This window comes from Labrys sp. 22185, from assembly GCF_052045555.1.
Taxonomy (GTDB): domain Bacteria; phylum Pseudomonadota; class Alphaproteobacteria; order Rhizobiales; family Labraceae; genus Labrys; species Labrys neptuniae.
The window spans coordinates 17,469-36,197 of record NZ_JBQEPH010000029.1 but is presented as its reverse complement, the minus strand read 5'-3'; the positions used below and the strand labels follow the sequence as shown (position 1 = coordinate 36,197).

At 59.9% G+C, this 18,729-nt stretch carries 21 protein-coding genes and 1 tRNA gene; 6 read left to right on the top strand and 16 right to left on the bottom strand.

Annotated elements, in window-relative coordinates:
• Together ACTJKX_RS31335 and ACTJKX_RS31330 are read left to right on the top strand one after the other, a co-directional pair.
• Nucleotides 1-723 (top strand): DUF2461 domain-containing protein, encoded by a 723-nt coding sequence (locus ACTJKX_RS31335; protein ID WP_394315221.1) that lies wholly within the window; start codon nt 1-3, stop codon nt 721-723.
• 144 nt (nt 724-867) lie between these two features.
• A tRNA-Arg gene (locus ACTJKX_RS31330) sits at nt 868-944 on the top strand.
• Nucleotides 945-1,105: 161 nt separating this feature from the next.
• On the opposite strand, the gene ACTJKX_RS31325 is transcribed toward ACTJKX_RS31330, so the two are convergent.
• From ACTJKX_RS31325 to ACTJKX_RS31310, 4 genes are all read right to left on the bottom strand, one after another.
• Nucleotides 1,106-1,429 carry a hypothetical protein gene (locus tag ACTJKX_RS31325; RefSeq protein WP_367626458.1) on the bottom strand — a complete coding sequence of 108 codons (324 nt, stop codon included), beginning with the start codon at nt 1,427-1,429 and terminating at the stop codon, nt 1,106-1,108.
• Between the two features lie 111 nt (nt 1,430-1,540).
• Complete coding sequence (locus tag ACTJKX_RS31320) at nt 1,541-1,810, bottom strand: hypothetical protein (RefSeq protein ID WP_311944048.1); 270 nt, start codon at nt 1,808-1,810, stop codon at nt 1,541-1,543.
• Nucleotides 1,807-2,610: a glycoside hydrolase family 108 protein gene (locus ACTJKX_RS31315; RefSeq protein ID WP_440727657.1), complete on the bottom strand. Its 804-nt coding sequence runs from the start codon at nt 2,608-2,610 to the stop codon at nt 1,807-1,809. Before ACTJKX_RS31315 ends, ACTJKX_RS31320 begins: the two co-directional genes overlap by 4 nt.
• A gap of 417 nt (nt 2,611-3,027) precedes the next feature.
• Nucleotides 3,028-3,939: a hypothetical protein gene (locus ACTJKX_RS31310; protein WP_440727656.1), complete on the bottom strand. Its 912-nt coding sequence runs from the start codon at nt 3,937-3,939 to the stop codon at nt 3,028-3,030.
• Nucleotides 3,940-4,082: 143 nt separating this feature from the next.
• On the opposite strand from ACTJKX_RS31310, the gene ACTJKX_RS31305 reads away from it, so the two are divergent.
• Together ACTJKX_RS31305 and ACTJKX_RS31300 are read left to right on the top strand one after the other, a co-directional pair.
• Nucleotides 4,083-4,763, top strand: coding sequence for a class I SAM-dependent methyltransferase (locus ACTJKX_RS31305; protein ID WP_394315217.1), 681 nt, complete (start codon nt 4,083-4,085; stop codon nt 4,761-4,763).
• Nucleotides 4,764-4,874: 111 nt separating this feature from the next.
• Nucleotides 4,875-5,723: a glycosyltransferase family 2 protein gene (locus tag ACTJKX_RS31300; RefSeq protein ID WP_394315216.1), complete on the top strand. Its 849-nt coding sequence runs from the start codon at nt 4,875-4,877 to the stop codon at nt 5,721-5,723.
• On the opposite strand, the gene ACTJKX_RS31295 is transcribed toward ACTJKX_RS31300, so the two are convergent.
• The 12 genes from ACTJKX_RS31295 to ACTJKX_RS31240 form a co-directional block, all read right to left on the bottom strand.
• Nucleotides 5,717-6,364 (bottom strand): acetyltransferase, encoded by a 648-nt coding sequence (locus tag ACTJKX_RS31295; RefSeq protein ID WP_394315215.1) that lies wholly within the window; start codon nt 6,362-6,364, stop codon nt 5,717-5,719. The two genes, ACTJKX_RS31300 and ACTJKX_RS31295, sit on opposite strands and share 7 nt — an antisense overlap.
• A gap of 244 nt (nt 6,365-6,608) precedes the next feature.
• Nucleotides 6,609-9,365, bottom strand: coding sequence for a hypothetical protein (locus ACTJKX_RS31290; protein ID WP_440727655.1), 2,757 nt, complete (start codon nt 9,363-9,365; stop codon nt 6,609-6,611).
• A 327-nt stretch (nt 9,366-9,692) separates the two neighbouring features.
• Nucleotides 9,693-10,214, bottom strand: a complete 522-nt coding sequence (locus ACTJKX_RS31285) for a hypothetical protein (protein WP_394315213.1) — start codon at nt 10,212-10,214, stop codon at nt 9,693-9,695.
• Nucleotides 10,215-10,216: 2 nt separating this feature from the next.
• Nucleotides 10,217-12,667: a hypothetical protein gene (locus tag ACTJKX_RS31280; protein WP_440727654.1), complete on the bottom strand. Its 2,451-nt coding sequence runs from the start codon at nt 12,665-12,667 to the stop codon at nt 10,217-10,219.
• A gap of 23 nt (nt 12,668-12,690) precedes the next feature.
• A complete protein-coding gene (locus ACTJKX_RS31275; RefSeq protein WP_394312510.1) occupies nt 12,691-13,278 on the bottom strand; it encodes a hypothetical protein in 588 nt (195 codons plus the stop codon).
• 105 nt (nt 13,279-13,383) lie between these two features.
• On the bottom strand, nt 13,384-13,683 hold the full coding sequence (locus ACTJKX_RS31270) for a hypothetical protein (protein WP_394312509.1): 300 nt from the start codon (nt 13,681-13,683) through the stop codon (nt 13,384-13,386).
• 1 nt (nt 13,684) lies between these two features.
• Nucleotides 13,685-14,131, bottom strand: coding sequence for a Bbp16 family capsid cement protein (locus tag ACTJKX_RS31265; protein WP_394312507.1), 447 nt, complete (start codon nt 14,129-14,131; stop codon nt 13,685-13,687).
• A 62-nt stretch (nt 14,132-14,193) separates the two neighbouring features.
• A complete protein-coding gene (locus ACTJKX_RS31260) occupies nt 14,194-15,195 on the bottom strand; it encodes a major capsid protein (protein WP_149252452.1) in 1,002 nt (333 codons plus the stop codon).
• A 25-nt stretch (nt 15,196-15,220) separates the two neighbouring features.
• The gene (locus tag ACTJKX_RS31255) at nt 15,221-16,036 is read right to left on the bottom strand and encodes a hypothetical protein (protein WP_367626468.1); all 816 of its coding nucleotides are present in this window, start codon (nt 16,034-16,036) and stop codon (nt 15,221-15,223) included.
• The gene (locus ACTJKX_RS31250; protein WP_311944064.1) at nt 16,036-16,401 is read right to left on the bottom strand and encodes a Bbp19 family protein; all 366 of its coding nucleotides are present in this window, start codon (nt 16,399-16,401) and stop codon (nt 16,036-16,038) included. The genes ACTJKX_RS31255 and ACTJKX_RS31250 overlap by 1 nt, the downstream gene beginning before the upstream one ends.
• Nucleotides 16,402-16,886: 485 nt before the next feature.
• Entirely contained in the window at nt 16,887-17,150 is a 264-nt protein-coding gene (locus ACTJKX_RS31245; protein WP_394312501.1) for a DUF6911 family protein, read from the bottom strand.
• A gap of 332 nt (nt 17,151-17,482) precedes the next feature.
• On the bottom strand, nt 17,483-17,917 hold the full coding sequence (locus ACTJKX_RS31240) for a hypothetical protein (RefSeq protein ID WP_440727653.1): 435 nt from the start codon (nt 17,915-17,917) through the stop codon (nt 17,483-17,485).
• A 191-nt stretch (nt 17,918-18,108) separates the two neighbouring features.
• On the opposite strand from ACTJKX_RS31240, the gene ACTJKX_RS31235 reads away from it, so the two are divergent.
• Entirely contained in the window at nt 18,109-18,474 is a 366-nt protein-coding gene (locus ACTJKX_RS31235; RefSeq protein WP_440727652.1) for a transposase, read from the top strand.
• 47 nt (nt 18,475-18,521) lie between these two features.
• Complete coding sequence (locus tag ACTJKX_RS31230; RefSeq protein ID WP_394312496.1) at nt 18,522-18,722, top strand: hypothetical protein; 201 nt, start codon at nt 18,522-18,524, stop codon at nt 18,720-18,722.
• The last annotated feature ends 7 nt before the right edge of the window (nt 18,723-18,729 follow it).

Here is an 18,729-nt window from a genome sequence, read left to right as displayed (position 1 = left end):
ATGTTCGCACTCCAAGGATTGCCCATGCCCGCTTCCTTCACCGGCTTCGGCGAGAAGGCGCTGCCTTTCTTCAAGGCGCTCGAATTTCACATGAATCGCGACTGGTTCCAGGAGAATCGCGGCCTCTATGACAGCGACGTGCTGGCGCCCTTTTCGGCCCTGATCGAGGCTGTCAACGCAGCCTGCATCGCCAAGGGGCTGCCGATGCGCGGTACGCCGAAGAGCGCGCTCTTCCGCATCCATCGGGACGTGCGCTTCGCCAAGGATAAGCGCCCCTACAAGACCCATGCCGGCGCGGTGATGACCCGCTCGGGGGCCAAGAATGACCCGGGTCTCACCTATTTCCACATCTCGCCCGAAGGCTGCTTTGCCGCCGTCGGCTTCTACGACCTCGAGCCGAAGCAGCTTGCCGCCTTCCGCCAGGCGATCACCGCCACCCCCGAGCGCTTCCGCGCCATGACAGCCAGGCTTGCAACCGCGGGGCTCGCCTTCGATCCGCAATGGAGCCTCAAGCGTCCGCCGCGCGAAGCCGCCGGCATCGAGGATGCCGATCTCGTCGCCGCCCTGAAGTTGAAGTCGATCGTGGTGAGGAGGCCTCTGCCGGACGCGCTGATCCGCACCCCCGAGCTCGTCGATGCCTGCACGGGCTTGATCGAAGACGCTTTGCCGCTGCTCGATTTCGGCTGGTCGGCTTTGGCGGTGTTGGAGCCGGAACGCGGTTGAAAGACCGGCGAGAAATGAGGTCCGGGGAGGAGCGCATTCGCTCTGGGCGCCCTGATCGGGCTCTCTTCGAGCACAAACAAGGCCGAATGACACGGAAAGGGCTTGACCTTTTCCATACGAACGGGTTTTCGTGGCGCCCAGGCTGTCCCGGTAGCTCAGCAGGATAGAGCAACGGTTTCCTAAACCGTAGGTCAGGGGTTCGAATCCCTTCCGGGACGCCAAATTTCTCCAGCAGAATCAACGCCGTCACCTTTGTGGCCGATACGCGCGAAGCGAGAGCGCCGCATATGGCAACGGTTAGCTACGGCACAAAAGATGGCACAGCCGATTCCAGGCTTGTCCTCAGGGGATGAACTGGGAGGTCGCCAAAAACGGCTGAGGGTTACCTTGGCCCGTATGCACGGCTGGGCTGCTTGTCATCAATGAGACGATCGAGTTTGGCCTCGATGCGTCGGGTGGTCTCGACGAAGGCCTGCATCGTGGTCTCTGCCTTGGCGAAACGCTCGCGAGCATCGGAGCTACTGTCCTTCAGCTTGCCGATTTCGAGCTCGAGCTTGAGGCTGCGCTCCTCCATGACGGTGACGCGGCTGTTGAGCTGGCTCGACCACCAGACGACGCCCGCCGTCTGGACCAGGAGTGTGATCACCAGAGCAACGGGAATTTTCTTGTCCACTGCCCAATGTTCCGTCTCGCTTGGCATGGTCATGACCAGCACCCCGCCGCTCTGCCGCCTTCGTAATGGACCGCGAGGCGGCGGTTGCCATCGCGCGAAGTGGCCTGCACGTACCGCAGGCTATCGGCGATGACGCCGCATGGTCTATCGACCGGAACGCTTGCACACCCGCTCAAAGCGATCCCAATCGCCACCAGCGGCATAACAGCGATTGACCTGGTCGCTCGCATCGTTGAAGCGGTCTTTGGCTGCATCGTTCGCCCTTTCGATCTTGGCGGTGGCGTCAATGGCGCCCTGGTTGATGAAGTGCTGGCGGAAGTGGAGGGCACCGGCCAACGCAGCGACGATTGCTGCGATGGTCAACCAGCCGCGGACGGGGATGAGACGGAGCAAGGTGAGGGCGGTAGCGATCATGTCGCCGCCTCGCGATATTTTGCCTGCCGATAGGCGATGATGGCGAGGCCCGCGATCGCTGCGGCGCTGCCGCCAGCAACCAGCAGGGCGAAGACGATATCGACCACGCCACCATTGCCAGTGATCGGCTGCAATGCATCCTTGGCCGCGCCGATCGTGGCACTGGCCGTGCCGATCGTGGCTGCAATGGTACCCTTGCCGACGATGGTCGAGGAGATCCTGGCGTCAGCGGGCGTGGCGGTCTCCAGGCCGACTGGCGGTGGAGGAATAGCGGTGGCGACTCCATTGGCCATAAGGAGAGCGGCTTCCCGCACACGAGTCGTGCGGGCGTTCCAGCCCTTGCCGAAGGCCGGCCAGGTCTTGAGGCCGCGCAGGAACCGCAGGCGGGCGTCCTGCAGTTCGTCGATGAGGTCGGTCACCTCATGTCTGCGGATGGCCTCGAGCGTCTTGACGCCCAGAATGCCGTCTACCTCGACCGCGAGAAGGCGCTGGAGCGTCTTCACGGCCTGGGCCGGGCCGGAATTCACGGCATAGTCGAACAAAGCATAGTCCAGACCAGCCGGCAGTTCCCGATAGCGCAAGGGCTGCGCATACTGCCTGTCCAGGATCCGGGCCGCTTCCGCCAGCGTCAGACGCTTGACCTCCTCCGGCGTGGCCTTGCGGCCAAGCCGGCGCGCAGCACCCAGAGTGGCAGCTGTAATCCCATATTTCGTGGCGCCGCCTGGATCACGCGGATGATTCACATACCCCCCCTCCGAGCCGAAGACGAGCGTGATGGTTTGCGCGAGGGAGTCGCTCATGGTGACTGCTCCATGGGTAAGAAGAAGGCTTCCTGGAGGAAGCCTGTGGTCGGTTCATCGATTGCGATGCTGTGTTGTTGGAGCCGCCATCCGACCTATAGGTGGTTTCTTATAAGGACCAGCAGGACGCGAGACGAAGGGCCCAAAAGTGCGGAACTGAGCCGGATAGCTCGCGGTCAAACAAGGCGCTACTCCCTCTGAAACGTGTATTCGGGAGTAAAAGTGGCTCGATTGAGCTTATTTTTCCTCTTAAATTCTACGTATTATCTGTATATATATCAAGATATAATGATAGAATTTCTTAGAGATAGTGCGAAGTTTATCAAGTTTATCGCGAGATAAGACCTAGAAAGCTCACGACGTTTCTAGAAATTTCATTCAAGATGCTCTGAAATATCTGACGGTGGCGGCCCAATTTTAGCTAGGAAAGGCCTTTTTGGACGAAATAGGTGGCTTTCCTATTGCCTTGCGAACAAACGAAGTTACCTCGTCCCAAACATCTGGAATCATATCGACAGGCCCGCGAGGGTAATGCCATTTCAGCCATGCGACAAACTTGCGCCATGGCGATCCCGGGACTGAGCGTGCATCGGTTCCCCAGCATCGCTTGACCAAACGGTCACGTTTTCGCTTACTGCCGCAAGTATATTGGATAGTACGATTATCGGCGATCAGGAGCCCTTCTTGTTCGGCAAGCCGGAAGGTCCGGCTCTTCGGCCAATCCTCGGGCAGCCACCGTCCACCGAAGCGGTCGACAACGACGGGTCGCAGCCCCCTGGCGACAATCTGTTTCGTCATGCCGTTGGGGCCGGCCTCGAAGTTGCTGCCATCGAATATCGTGACCTGAGGGCCGGCATCGAGTGAGTTGAAGATCTCGGTCCTGATCATGAAGGCATTGGACCGAATTCCCACATTGGGGAATGGTGTGTCATCGTTGAGGCATTCGTACCCGCCGCTTGCGCCGACGATCCCACAATCCGTGATAGCGTCAAACGCCGAGAGATAACGAGACAGCCAATTCGGAGCGAGAATTCTGCTCCACGATGTCAATGGGAGAACAAACTCTGTCCCGCAGGAGGCTGCGGCTTCCCGGATGACCGCCGTTGGAGGTATTTCGTCGGGGAAGCGCATAGTTCTAAAGCTAGAACAGGGCAGCGAGGACAGCACATTTGCATAAGCAATTGGCTCGTCGGATCCGTATCCTTTTGCGGCAACTACCAAGTCATACTCTTCGCCGGCCGGATAGGCTTTCAGGCTTCTAAAGAATGCGCAAACATATCTTGGATCGTTCAGTTTTCGCCACAAGAATATTACAGTAATGCGTGGCATTGATGTCTGAAAATCCTGAGTGCCCCAGTGGAGTATATAACGGGTGTACCTATTCCACCATACCTACCTTAGGATGAAATCAGACGAGCTTGTCTTCAATGTGACGGCAGGCTAGCGTCGCCCGCGCATGAGGGGAGAAGTCAATGCGCGCGACGAAACCGGCCGGCAGCCGAGAGAACATTATTCAGGCCGTCGAAGAAGCAGGCTCCACCGACGAGACTTTCTTCGGCTATCCACCGCGCGAAAATGGCCTCTTTCTCCAACAGGATCCTGAAGAGTTCGGTTCGTTCGTCCACTACATGGCGACCAAGGTGAAGCCGGCCGAATACAGCATGGATATCGGCATCGCTTCGGGTGGCCAGACCAAGTTCCTGCGGGATTATTACTCGGCCGACAAGACCATCGTGGTCGACGTCGGCACACATCCGGTGTTCCCGCATTGGGCGCGCATCAAGAAGGATCTGAACAGCGACCTCATCGAGGAGATCATTTCAGATTCACATGCTCCGGAGGTTCGCAAGCGTCTGCTGAAATACGAAAACAAGATAGATTTCGCCTTTGTCGACGGCGATCATACCTATCACGGTTTGCGCAAGGACATCTACCTGACCAAGGAATTGCTGAAGGTCGGCGGGTACATGGTTCTCCATGACACGCTCGGCGTCTGGGACTGCAAGCGTGTCTTTGACGACCTGATCCAAGCCAAAGACTTCATCCTTATCCGCAATTTTGCAATTCGGTTCGGTATCTCGATCTGGCAGCTGCAACGCAAAAAGAGGATTCCTACGGCCTTCAATCGTGCGACGGGGAGAGGGAAGCTCTGACGTGCGGACCTGTTGATTTAGTGCCCGAGGGAACAATTTGCCCGAATCTGCTTGGATGCTGTTCTTCCGCGCGGTAGTGGAGCGATTGGATTTCGCAGAGCAGGAGAGCACGTGGCTGAGGTTACGATTGGCGTTCCGGTCTACAACGGTGAGGACCAGCTCGAGGAGTGTCTGGCATGCCTGCTCGGGCAGACGTTTCGAGACATCGAAATCCTGCTTTTCGATAACGCGTCGACGGATGGAACACAAGTAATCGCCGAGCGTTTCGCCGCGCTCGACAGCCGTATCAAATATACCCGCAGGCCCGAGAATGTCGGTGCTGTAAAGAACTTCATAACCCCGCTCGAACAGGCAACGACCCCCTATTTTATGTGGCGGGCGCATGATGATATCTCAGCGCCCGATTATATTGAGAAGCTCGTCGACGCACTGAAGCAGACACCAACCGCAGCCCTGGCAACAGGGACAATCCAATTCGAGCGCCCTAACGGCCGACCAACGAGAGATTACGCACCTTCGATCCCGACCAGACATGGCCTTTCAGCCATCCTGAACCTGATGTTCGGGTCGCACGCCGGCTGGTACTATGGTATCTGGAAAACGGATACGCTAAGACCTCTGATTGCGAAGATCTGGACGGACTTCCCTTATGCCTGGGCCTCCGATCATCTGACCCTGTATCCCTTGCTCCTCGACCAGCAGGTCACATCGGCGCCGGAGACCAAATTCATTCAGAGAGTGACGCCCAAAGCGCATGGCCCCCGAACAGGCCAACGCCAGCCAATTCCAGAGCTTTTGAAGTTGCGCCGCGAGTTCCTGCGATGCTGTGATGCTATGGTTGAAGAGCGTGGTTTCAGTCCGATCACGAAACTGATGATCAAGGCCGCTAACCGCCTCTATGTCGGCAAGCGGGTCTATCCGATGAAGAAGATCATCAAGCGCACGTTGTTACGCTATTGACCCTGTTGTGGCCGCGCAGGTACGCCAAGGACTGTAATGCCGGGAGGAACATCTTTGGTCACGACAGCACCGGCGCCAATGGTGGCATCACTGCCGATCTTGATCCTTGGCAGTACCGTTGCACCGGCCCCGACAAAAACGCCGTCTCCGACCTCGATCTGACCACAGAGCGTAGCCCCTGGGCCTATATGGACCCCATCGCCGATGATGCAATCGTGATCAACGCTGGCGCGGCTGTTGATGATCGAGCACGTACCTACCCGAACACAGGTCGCCACCACCGCTCCGATCAGAACTTGGGAACCCTTTGAGAGAACGGCATCAGAGGCGACCATAGCAGTCGGATGTACCAGCGAGGTATGTTTGAGCCCAAGGGCATCGAGATCCCTCGCGATGGCAAGACGGTCCCGACCGTAGCCACCGCCGATGGCTAGGGCATAACAGGGCACTGTTGAACTTTTCGCCCGGTTGTGCAGCCATGACCTTAGGCCCTCGATCCCGCGAAGCGTTTCGGCGCCAGCAAATGGCGATTCAATTTCTCGATTATCGATAACTGCGGCTACTGTTATGCCGAGATGGCCCAGAAGTTCGCGTAGAACACGGGAGTGGCCGGTACCGCCCCATAAAACAGCTTCGGTCATGTGCGTATTGTGTTCTCTATTTCACAGAGCACGATACCAGCCGATAACCCTCTACACCAGTTGGAAACGCTGGGTTGTTGGCACGAGCAGGTCAGCACCTTAGCAGGCCCAGTGGTCATCTGGAAACCGTCTGTAAGGGGGATACATTGCGGAATCATGATTGGGCGGCCGTTCTTCTGGGTAGCCAAGCAGCGGGTTGTTATTAGAGCCAGAAGTGGCATCTCGGGCTGGGTGCAGGGCGGTGTTATTGCCTTCCTCTCGTGTCGATCCAGCCATCGGTTTGAAGGGCGACGACGCCGGTCGTCGATGACGATGTGACTGAGATTCGCACCTGCGCCGATGTGTTAGTCATCACGTCAAAGGTAGCAGAGCCCCACGTTCCATTCGTACCTGGCATGCTAGTTACTGGCAGAACAAGGCTCGCCGAGCCAGCGCCGCCGGACATCGGCGTCTGATCGGCAATTTCCGGCGAATAGACGGACATCGTGACATAGTTGCTCGTTGTCGTTTGTACTGCGCCGCGGAGTCTGGCTTTCACCCGAATGCCAGACGGCACGGAGAGTGTAACGGTTGTTATGCCAGACGCGGAGTTTCCGTTCCGGTCCATGACCGGCGCGGTCCAAATGAAGTCATCGCCTACCTGAATAAAGGCAGTGATCTGCGACGAGCCGTTGGTGCGGATCGATCCGATACGCCGACGTGCGATATAGCCCGCAGGCATTGTCGGTGCCGTAGCGCTGAGTGATAGAAGCGCATCGATCGTTCCGTCATTGTCCTTACGGATCAGGTGGACATGATACCAGGTACTCGCTGCGATCGACCCCGTATCGAGACCACCATTTCCGGTGCCTGCAGCCCAAGCTCCAAGCCCCTTTATGATAGCCGAGCCAAGTGCCATGTTGTAAGCGCCGCCATCTTCATTGGCGCAACCACCTGCCGCGATACCAACGGTCGTGGTTGATGCCTGTGAGAGCGTCAGGCCGTAAATCGTGCCAGAAGGCCATGTCGAACTGCTCGATGTCCAGGCAGGGACACCGCCTGAGATGGCGAGTACCTGTCCCGTCGAACCAATGGCGAGCTTGCTGAGCGTGTTGGCTGCGCTGGCGTAAAGCATGTCACCAGTTGCAAAAGTGGTGATATTCGTGCCGCCGTTCGCGATCGGCAATGTCCCGCTCACATGCGTTGACAGGCCAACCTTACCCCATGAGGGGGCCACTCCCACACCGCCGGAGCGAAGCACATTTCCACCCGCCACACCGGCCAATTTGGCAAGTGTGGTTGTTGTGTCCGCATAGAGTATGTCACCGACGGCAAAGCCGGCGTTGAGCCCTGCAAGTGCCTTTGGCGGAATGGCTATCGCGTTAGAGGCAAGCCAGCTGCCGCTACAGACATCCCATTCCGTTCCGCCGCGATTGATCAACTCGACATCCTCGCCGGGGTGGAGCGTCAAGGAAGTGTTGGCCCCTCCAAGCCCAGCCGGCGGGCAATAGATGAAATCGCTGCCCTGCCGGACAATGGTCACATCTGCTGTGCCGTGATTGAACACACGAATGGCAGCACCTGCAACGCCGACGCCCCATGCGCCGCCTGCGGGCAGAGTTATGTTGAATGGACTAGCGGCGCTGGCCTGAATAGCCTTTCCATGGTCGGCGGCTGTAAGTGTGATGTTGGCGTTTGCAAAGACGAAACCAGCGCAGTTGCCAAGTGCCCCTTTTACAAACGCAGTCGTTGCAATGCTGGTATCGCTGTCGCCGGCAGACGGCGTCGGCGCGACTGGATTGCCCGTGAATGTCGGAGAAGCGAGTGGGGCAACCGTTACATTATAGACGGAGTTGAAGAAGTCGAAGACATATTTAGTGTTGGCAGCGTTACCGTCAGCGGTACCGATAGACTGGTTGGGAACAATCACTGGACCCGTGAAGTTAGCTCCCGACAGGCCCGCGGCGCCGATATTTGCTCGGGCTGTCGAGGCTGCCGCCGTAAGTTCCGAGAGATTATTGGAGGCTAGAAGATCACCGCCGCCGGGAATGGAAACCCACGATGGATTTGTGCCGGTACCATTTGTGCGCAGAAACCAGCCGCTTGTTCCTGCGGCGAGGCGAGCCCAGGCTGTACCATTGTAGTAGAGGATATCCCCCTGAGATGGAGTGATCGCCGAAATGGCTGCCAGATCCGCGTCATAGGCTTGCACATCTGTGCCGATAACCAAGCCGAGCGTGGACCTTGCCGCTGCAGCATTGGCGGCGGTGACGAGCGAGGTGCCGGTTACCGACGCGCCGATCGCCGCGAGAGCCGTTGAAGTATTGGCGGCCTGAAAGACGGAGATGCCAGTTGCGCCGCCGCCAAGGTTTGAGCGCGCAACGGCTGCATTGGTCAGATCAGAGAGATTGCCTGCCCGTGTCAGCCTGGCATCAAAGGCAGCTTGCTGCGCCGTCGAAATAGGTTTGTTCACGTCTGAGGTGTTGTCGGCATTGCCAAGGCCGATGTCCCCCTTCACCAGAACGACCGTGCCGGTATAGCCGTTGACGGAAGACACTGTGTTGGCCTGCGCGCCCGGCTGGATGCCGTCGAGTTTGGTTTTGTCGGCTGCAGACATCAGACCAGCCATTGTCTGGCTGGCCAGGGCGCTCAAGGTAACGACCTGCTCCTTCAGGCGCTGGCCCCACATGGTGATGCGGTCGAGCGCGCGATTGATTGTATTTGCCGGTAAAGGGCCGCCATCTTGCAGGTCGACCGATTGCGTGAGCGGCACGTCCCGGTAGATGATCAGCGTGGTGCCTGTTGCCGGCGCGGCCGCCATGGTTACGCTGCCGCCTGCAGGAGAGCCGGCGCCGGCGACCACATAGTCCACACCAAGCGCCTTGGTGGCAGTCGTCCCGTCTGCTGCCCGAATCTGCACCACCAGATCAGTGTTGGCGGTAAAGGGCGGCGGAAAGGCGAAGGTGGTTGTGCTGCCGTCGCCCGCATAGGAACGACGATTGTCATAGCTTGGAATGGTCATGTGGGGGCTCCGGCGAACAGAATGCTGCCTTCGAGGCGAGGTTTTGGGGCCGAGATGGAGTTGGGGAGCGAAAGAAGAGGGCCCGGAACGGGAATGCCTCTCGGAGCGAAGCGAAACCGGCGGGCCGATCCCCGGCACCGCTCCGTGCGGCCGATATTTGCGAAGCTCGGGCACGCCTAGGGTGGGATCAGGCGAGGTTTGCTGGTGCCCTGAGTGCGCAAGGCCGTGTTGCCATTGTCATGTGCAGAGTCGTGAAACTCTGCCTTCCGATCGTTCGGGCAACGGCAGCCATCTATGGGGATGACGAGGCCGTCATCGTTGGCGCGGTTAAGCTGTTTTTCCCAGCCGCCCCAGCCCGCCGAACAGGCTCCCGGTCGCATTGAGATAGCCACCGGTCTGGGCATTCCGGCCGGCGATGTTGGCGAGCTTGGCTTGGTAGTTCAGATTGTTGGCCTGGTTCCTGGCGTTCCAGCGAATGGCGGCGATGTCGAGCGCGCCCTCGCTGGCGGTGGAGCCGATGACGTCGGAAGGCGAGCCGTCGAGGTTGACGCCGGAGCCGCCCGTGAGTGCGGTTTGCGTGCCGATGGTGCTGTCCACCTGGTCCTGTTTGCGGCCGGCCTGGTACTCGCCGGTCATCGTCTCGATCTGGGCCTGGCGGCGATAGGCCTCGGCCTGGGCGTCCGACTGGGCCTTGGCGGCGTTGCCTTGCTGGATGGCGCCGATAGCCGACAGGCCGGTGCCGGCGATCGAGGCCGCCGTGCCCAGGCCGATGCCGGATATGGCGGAGCCGGCGGCGGAGGCCGCGGAAGCCAGTCCGGCTCCAATGGCTGCGAAAAGCGGTGGGCACATGATCAGGGCTCCGGATCGGTGTTGAGGGTGATGGAACGGATCGTCGCCGGCAGCGGGCCGTCGGCGGTCAGCACGAGTTCGCCCTTGTCGCCCCAGCTCGTTTGGGGGCGGGCGTCGTAAAAGCCGGTGACGATCGGGGCTGCCGTGCCGAGATCATCGCTGGTATGGCGCGCTACGATCTCCTCGGCTGTGGCCTCGTCCTGGCCGACGCGTAGGGAGCCAGTGGCTAGGAAGTCGATCCTGGCGGAGATGATCTTCTTGCGCCGTCCCAGGCCTGACCCGTCGCCGGCCGAAGCGGGCGAGGGCATTAAGCGTACACGTGAGGTGTAAGGCAGGCCAACGGTGATCGTCTCGGCCGGTCGCCCCGAGGCGAGCGAGACGGTGCCGTCCGTAACGATCTGATCGGCCTCGCGCGCGCCATCCGCCAGGATCCCAACGCGCTGGCCCTCGAGATGGCTGAGGCCGGTAACACCAGTGGCGGGGGCCCCGCCATATTGCAGGGCGCAGTCGAGATACCAGGCCTTGTCGGGCCCTGCGGTCGCCGCCTCGAAGGGCGCGGCCATACGCTCGATAGAGCGCCGGCTCACACCGCCGATCATGCGTCGAACGATCAGCCACACTTCGTTCCTGCCCTGGCCCGGCATCGTGGCGCAGCTCTCGACGAATCCCTCGCCGCCCATGAGATGGCGATGCATGCCCGCTATGGACTGGTCCTTTTCATAGGTCAGTCCGATCAGCTCGCCCTTGCCGTTGGGCAGCCAAATCACGCTGTCGGGTTCTTGCGCATAGGCGAGTTCAGCGACGCCGGAGGCGAAGAGGTGATCCGAGAGTACCGAGATATCAGGTGTCGCATAACCCATCCCGCTGTCACCCTGGACAAACTCGCGCAACGCCTTGCCGAAGCTGGAAACGAAGACCGTCGAGTTCCCAACCTTGGCTGGCCTGATCGCTTGGGAGGCATAGGCCGAGGTAAGTGATTGCCGGAAATTATTGGCCGAGAAGGGTAGGTTGGGGCTGTCGCGGCCCATGGTGCGGGCGGAGCCGGCGGTACCGATCAGGAGGTCCGGGCCCTCGGCGATCCATTGGATCTCGTTGACATCGGTAAGGGTGAAGGAAATCGCGTCGTCGTCCTTCACCGGAACGGAGACGGAGAAATCCAGCTCGCGTCCGTAACCGCCGGTTTTGGTTGCCCAGAGGCCGGAAGGCTGGGCGTCGGTGCGGGCATAGACCTTGCGTTGCTCGAAAGTGGCGACATGGGCCGGCCAGCCGGGAGTCTCGCCCCAGGCACCGAAGCGCCATTGCAGAGTTCCGCGTGCAGACGGCAGCGGACTACCCGTGGGCTTTACCGTGATAACCGTGCTCGACGTGACACCGACGATCTGGAAAGGATGATAGACCGAATCTGAGCCGAGTAACGTTATGAAACGGCCGACGTCACTAACCTTGAACCCGGCGTCATTGTTGATTCCGGTGGCCTCGGATGCGGTGATAGCGATCGCGGGGGAATTAGCCGGCAACTCCAACATGCGCAGCGAGGCAATGTCCAACTCACTGCCTGCATTATTGCTGGCGATGTTGATCCGATAATAGAGATAGCTCGTGGTATTTGAAAACAGATAGGAGCGTGTTTCGTTGTTGCTCCAGCCAGTTTGTGCGAACTGGCTATCAAGCACGATCCATGTCGAACCATCGTTTGCTCCCTCGAAAGTCCACGACTTTGGGGCATTCATTGGCCCATTGTTGCTGGGGTCACCAGGGTTCAAATAGTTGCTGGCCTGGACGCTATAGCCGATGATGACCTTGGAGGCCGCGAATTGGTAGGACAACCAACCTACCTTGTTCGTATTTGCCCAGAAACTACTGGAGTCACCATCAAAAGCGCGGAACGCACCAAAGCCTGCCACGGAACTCGACGCTGAGCAAACGCCGAACGGCGCCGTATCGCTGGTCATGATCGGTACGGCATTGCCGGTGTTTGAGGGTGTCAGTGTGGTCGCGGTGTCATTGATCGGCAAGTAGGGGCCGTCCTTTGCTGGCACAACATCAATCGTCCAACTTGTGTCGCTCTGACGCTTCACCCGCCTTGGCTGGTATCCCTTGTGCGTGATGTCGAGCACGTCGTTGGTCTGGTCGAAATCGAGCTGGAACAGGTCCGCATCGGCATAGGGATGGGCGACTTCCACGCTGCCGACCCGTCCGCCCAGCGCATAGACCCTGAATACGCCGGCGTTGAACACCAGCATATAGGCCTGGCTCGCCGAGAAGATGAAGGGAATGAAGCGGGCCGGGCGGCTCGAATCCTTCACCTCCTGCACGAATTGCGTGCCGGGGCGCCGGGTGAGGCCGCCCTGGCGCATCACCATGAAGTTCTGGCATTCCTTCAGCCCGGTCTTGAAATGCTCGAGATCGGCGCGGCTATGGAGCTTGGGGGAAAGCTCGCCGCGCGAGAACACCGGCTTGAGTTCATAAGCGCCCATCAGGAACGAGCCTCGATCCAGAAATCGTCTTCGGGGTCATCCGGCGTGCCTTCCAGGGCGTCGATGGCCTGCGCCTCGGAAAGAGCGGCCTGCGTCTTCTGCCCGAGAGACTCGGCATAGGAGGCCTTGCCGGTGATGAAATGCGCCGCCTTCTGCGCCAGGGCCAAGGCGAGCACGTCGGTGAATTGCTGGTCGAACAAGCCGGTATTCTCGATGCGCCTGACATAGCGCACGGAGCGCGGGGCCGGTTCGTCGGCGAGGACCTGGCTGCCCTCGACCTTGTGGGGAATGGTCTTGGCGTTCTCGCTGCCATCAGCGGTCAGCGGCATCACCCGCAGGCAGTCGACCGGCAGGTCATAGGCATGGGTCCAGCCGAAGGCGGGCGGCGTTGCCGCGGCCGGTAGCACGGTGCGTGCCATGGCGAAATTCCAGGGGTGGCGGCGCATCAGACTCCAGGCCATCGGCCAGAAATTGCGCCGGAACCAGCGTGCCACGGCCGAATTGTCGTCGATGGAGGCCAGCGGCGCCTCGTCGAGATAATCGAGCGCGAGATTGCAGATCTCGGTGATCGAGAGATTGACGGACATGAGGGCCTCCAGGCCACGAAAATTGCTGCCGCGAAAATCGGTCTTGTCGGGGCGGCGCGTCGGTGAAGCATTGCGCGCCGCCCGGTTTGGTTTGAAGGACTGGGCTTACCTGAAGGCGTTGGCCTGCTTGTATTCGGCGAGCCGGCGGCTCACGATCTCGATCGGCGTCGCTTCGTCGATCGCGGCGCCGGCATCGTCGACGAGCTTGGCCTTGATCGCCTCCGCCCGGATTGCGGCGTCGACCGCCTCGGCCTCGTTCCTGGCCTCGCGCTCATTGGCCTTATCCGGGATGAGCTCGAGATGCTCATCCTCCTCGCGCACCTTGCCGATGAGCTCGACTTCCTCATCCGCCTCGACGATGCGGCCGTCGACATAGGCCTTGGCCTTGACGAGATAGCGCGCCATTTCAGAAGCTCCCCACATTCAGGCCGGAGGGGTAGTTGACGATCGCCTCGCGGTCGGCGACGAGGCCCGCCGTCACCGTACCGGCGGCGAAGGTGCCGGCCACCGTGTACTGCACGCCGAGATAGCGCTGGCGCTGGGCATCGAGCGAGAGCGCCGGCACCTGCACGCGCAGCCATTCCGAGCCGGCGGTGAGGCTGGCGGCGGGAATCGCCGGCGTCTGCACGATGACGTTGGGCGACGACAGGTCCGCATTGGCCGAGGTGACATAGGCGAACTGCACGGAGGTGCCGCCGGTGAGCGCGGCGTTGACGCGAACAACCAGTTCCAGGCTGTCGCCGAGGCCGGGATCGCGGGCCTGGGTGAGGTCGATCGTATTGGTCGAGACGGCGCTGGCGGTGATCGCCTGCTTGTCCGACAGGAGAAGTTGCTGGTCCAGGATCATGGACATGGCTCCGATGATGGGGGGATGAGTGAACCCTCTCCCGACCCGGGAGAGGGGAGAAGGCGGCCTCAGACCACGCGGGCCTCGGTGTTGAGGAGTTGGTCGGTCAGCCGCACCGGGATGCCGCGGAACGAGAGGAAGGGCTGGCCCTGGGCGTCCGTCACGGTCTGGAAGGCGAGGGTGGATTTCTCCATGGCCTGGATGTCGCCCCAGGTCTTCACAGCCCGGTTCACATAGAAGGCGGGCTTGCCCATCTTGAGCGAGGGGATCTTGTTGATCGCCCGCACCATCAGGCGGTAGAGGTTGGGCGGGGTCGCCGACTGCAGGCCGCCGGCCGCGGTGGTGGTGTCGATATTGGCGATGCGCACGGCATAGCGCCAGTCGCGCACGGTCAGCCCGCACTTCCACTGATACTTGGTCTGGTAGGCCTGGTAGCGCCCGCCATTGGGGTCGAGGATTGGCGCCGAGGTGGTGACGTCCTGGTGGGTGAGGCCGGCCGTGGTGCCCTTGGGATAGATGCCGTGCAGGGTGTTGGGCCCCCACACCACCAGCCAGATCGAGGTGTTGGAGGCGCCGGTGCCGCCGGCGTCGATGACGTTGACGCCATTGCCGGCGGTGAGGCTGGAATAGCGCGGCGACAGGCCGGTGATGCGGTCGGGGTTGACGCCCACCGATTCATAGAACAGCGCCTGGGCGAATTGCTGGTTCATCGCCTCGATGAAGGCGGTGTCCTCGGTCAGGCGGAAGGCGGCGGTGTTGCCGTTGAGATCGGCGAGGTCCTTGTCGATCACCGAATAGGTTTCCAGCATGCCGCAGACATCGGTGATCTGGGCCGTGGTGCTCTTGGCCGGAGGCACACCGTAATTGAGGCGCCGCCAGGTCGCCTGCGGCAGGCCGGTGCGGATCGTGGTCTTGTGGCCGGTGGGCAGATTGCCCTCGATCCAGGGAATGTCCTGCAGGGGTTCGTTGAGCTGGGAGAGGAGTTCGGCCACCACGGCGGGCTTGCCGTTGGGGTCGAGCCGCTTGGTGACATCAACCAGCGTGGGGTAGGAATTGCCGATCACGGCCATGGTTTGCTTCCTTTAAGAAAAGGTCTCACCGCCGGAACGGATCGACCGGATAGAGGGTCTCGGCTGCCGAGCGCGACCCGCCCGCCACACCGCCGGTTGCGAACTGGTCTTCCGCGTAGAGCGCCTTGCCGGCCCTCGCCATGGCCTGGGCCAGGGCAGGGGAAAGCACGTAGCCATCGGGGGAGATCAGGCCGCTCGACTTCAATTCGCCCATCAGTGCCTCGCCGCCGTTCTGGCGGATGAAGCGGTCGGCGAACTCGACGTTCTGGCGGAAGGCCGCGCTGTCCGTGTCGCCCCAGGCCCTGACCAGCGCCGATTGCGCGGCCTCGCCCCGCTGCACGATGGCCTGCACATAGGCCGATTGCTGTCCGGCCTGGTGCTGCACGAAGCGATCGTGGAGGGATTGGGCCTGCCTCGGCGTGAGGCCGGCCTCATGCGCCCAGCCCCGATAGGCGCTGGCGCTCTGGCCGTCATAGGCGAAGCCTTCGGGCAGGCCCTGGGGCAGGCGGAATTCGTAGCCTTCGGCCGTCTCGGGCCGGCCGAGCCTGGCATAGAAGGCCTGCCAGTCCTCGGGTTTGGCGTCGGCTGCCGGCGGTGTGAGGGCCTTGGCCTTGAATTCGTTGTACTCGGCCTGGATGCGGTCGGCGTGGCGCGCCGACTCGACCAGCGGATCAAGCGCCCTGTAGCCTTTGCTTTCGACCCATTGCCGGCTTTCCGCATTCTGCAGGCCCGCAAGGAAGTCCGTCGCGCCGCCGGCCGGCGACCCGTTGTTGGCCGGAGGAACGGTGGCGCCGTCCGGGGTTCCCGCCATGGCGGCCCCAGGGTTTGCCTGGTCAGTCATCAGATGATGCCTTGGTTGGAACTGGCGATGGCTTCTGCGCGCGCTGCCTGCGACAGCGCGGCCTTCTCCTCGTCAGTCAGGTTGAGAAAACGAAAAAGCCGCCCGAAGGCGGCTCGCTTGCCATCCGAAAACGCGCGGTCGTCGGGTGGGATGCCTTCCCCGTTCACCTGGTAGAAACCGGTGTAGTCGGCGAGGTCGGCGAGGACGATCTGCACGTCCTCGTTCCTGATATCGAAGACGTTGTGATAGGCGAGGGCGAGCTTGAGCGTGGCCTCGTCGCCACGGGCGCGCCGGAACAGCCTGGCGAGCGCCAGCCAGTTGATCGCAAGGGCGGCGCGCGCTGAGCCGCCGGAGGGATTGGGCATGCGGGGCTTCCGATGTGGGCAACAAAAAACCCCGCCGAAGCGGGGCGGGGGGCGCGTTGAAGACGGCCACGGGATCGCTCCCGGTTGCGGTCGTCCAGGCGGGATGGACGGAGGACCTGAACGGCGTGCCGCCGACGGCCATGCCGCGCTCGACACGATCACGGTATCGATCTCTCGCCGGGCCTGTTGGTTTAGGCGATCGGCCGCCTTGCCAGGGATTTTCGCGCTTTGGGCGCTGGAGGAAGATCGCAACCAGGCCAGGGGTATGAGCGCCCCGGCGCTATCCGGCGGCCTCAAACGCAAAGCGCCCGACCTTGAGAGCCGGGCGCAATTTCTTATGTTCCCAATATGCCATAAAGGCCGAATTTCGTCAATCCTGTAGTCGGCAAAATTTCTGAAATTTTGTCGTCGCTGCTGGGGCAGCTCACTCAATTTCAGCAACGGCCTGCGTTTGGGAGGGCTTGAACGCTCGGTTGGCAGCCCGCCTAGACGATTCGTGGCGAGGAGACGCTCTGGGTTTCGAAAAACTCTTTGAAGACCTGGTAGGCAAAATCGAAGTCGCGAAAGATACTTCGCTCATCCCAATCCTCGTCCGGGAGTTCCTTCATCCCGCCGGGTTGCGCTTCGTCGAATGTCTCTCGTTCAATACGCATCCCATTGACGACATCAAAAAAGAGAATGCGAAAATAACCCTCCTGCCCATCAATATTCAGTATTTTTTTCAGTAGGAGAGTTTTTTCCAAAATCAAGACATAATGTTCCGGATTTTTGAATATAAAGTAATTCTAGTTTTTCATGTATCTGTAGCCATGATGGATTTTTGATAGTCCTTCGGCCATATAGATCGTCATTCAGATTCCATGATAGTTTAAATCTAGCTTCGGCTGAGGGCGTCTTTGGGGGTAATCTTCTAGTTCGACAAAATGGTCGCTGCCGCGTTCCCAGTAAAGTGTGTTTCCCGGGGTACGGTGACAGTGCATTTTATTGACGATGCCCAAGTCCGGTGAGGTGAGTCCATAGTCTCCGTCTCATTCCAGGGGGGCACTTCATCACATCGAGCAGGTAGGAATAGAATGTACGCTCAGTGCAATCCCTGCTCTTGAGTCGCCGAGGGGTAGAGCTTGATCTGGGGATCTGTGCCGATCTTGCGGTAGATCTCTTCCTCATAGTCGCAGGCAGGAATTGCATTGCCGCCAAGCTTGCGGAAATGTACGATGAGATCACAAACGGAATCGAAGACATCTTTCCATATCGCGTTGGGTTTTTGCTCGACCTCAAGCATGTAATAAAAATCCATAAAACGACCATTTTGTTCGCCGTTTTCATCATATCCAGGGTTTTTTGCTACCCCAATTTCAAGGCTTTCAGTATATAAATATCCTTTTTTTTCAATTAAACTATGAAAGTTTTCTATTAGGTGCTGTTCAAGCCGATGAAGATTGTCTTGTTTGTTCTCTGTCCTTGTCATCGGAAACCTGACAAACATTCTGCAAAATTTATCTTCGGGTTCTGTCATTGCTTCACTCGTCGATTGAAATTTGTGGGCCATTGTCGAATTTTCCCCCCTCTTTTTACAATAGAAAATTGTATATTTTTTAGGTCTTCACCTAAATTTTGAAAAATTATATTTTTTGTTTTTGATAAATTTACGTCTCGTCTCAATATTCGTCCGTCCATTATGCTTTAATCGTTCGGCTTGCATGCATCGTGATCCCCGGTCTGCCTCATCATGTCACCCAGCGGGGCAATGGGCGGCAGCGTACTTTCTCTGGTGCCGAGGATTATGCCTTCTACCGCGACTGCCTTGTTGCCCATTGCCAGGCTGCCGGTGTCGAGGTGTGGGCATGGTGTTTGATGCCCAATCACGTGCATCTCATTCTCGTGCCGGCCGATCCGGACGGCCTGCGGCGGGCTTTGGCACCAACCGATTGGCGCTATGCGGGTCATGTCCATGCGCGCGAGAGGCGTACGGGGCATTTTGGGCAGGGACGCTATGGCGCGGTTGCCATGGACGAGGTGCATCTGCTGCATGCAGTGCGCTATGTCAGCCTCAATCCGGTGCGGCCCGGTTGATGGAGTGGGCTCAGGACTGGCTCTGGGCCAGTACGCGGGCTCGTCTCTTGGGGAAGGAAGACGGCATCACCTGCCTTGCGTCAATTCGCCAGCGCATTGTCAATTTCTCCGACCTGTTCGATGATGTGGACGAGACGATGTTCGATCGCATTCGCCGGGCGGAAAGTATCGGACATCCGCTTGGCGACACGCGGACCAAAGCCCATGGAGCGCTAGTAGGCGGCAAAATAGATGCGCTGTCGCCGTAATCCAGCG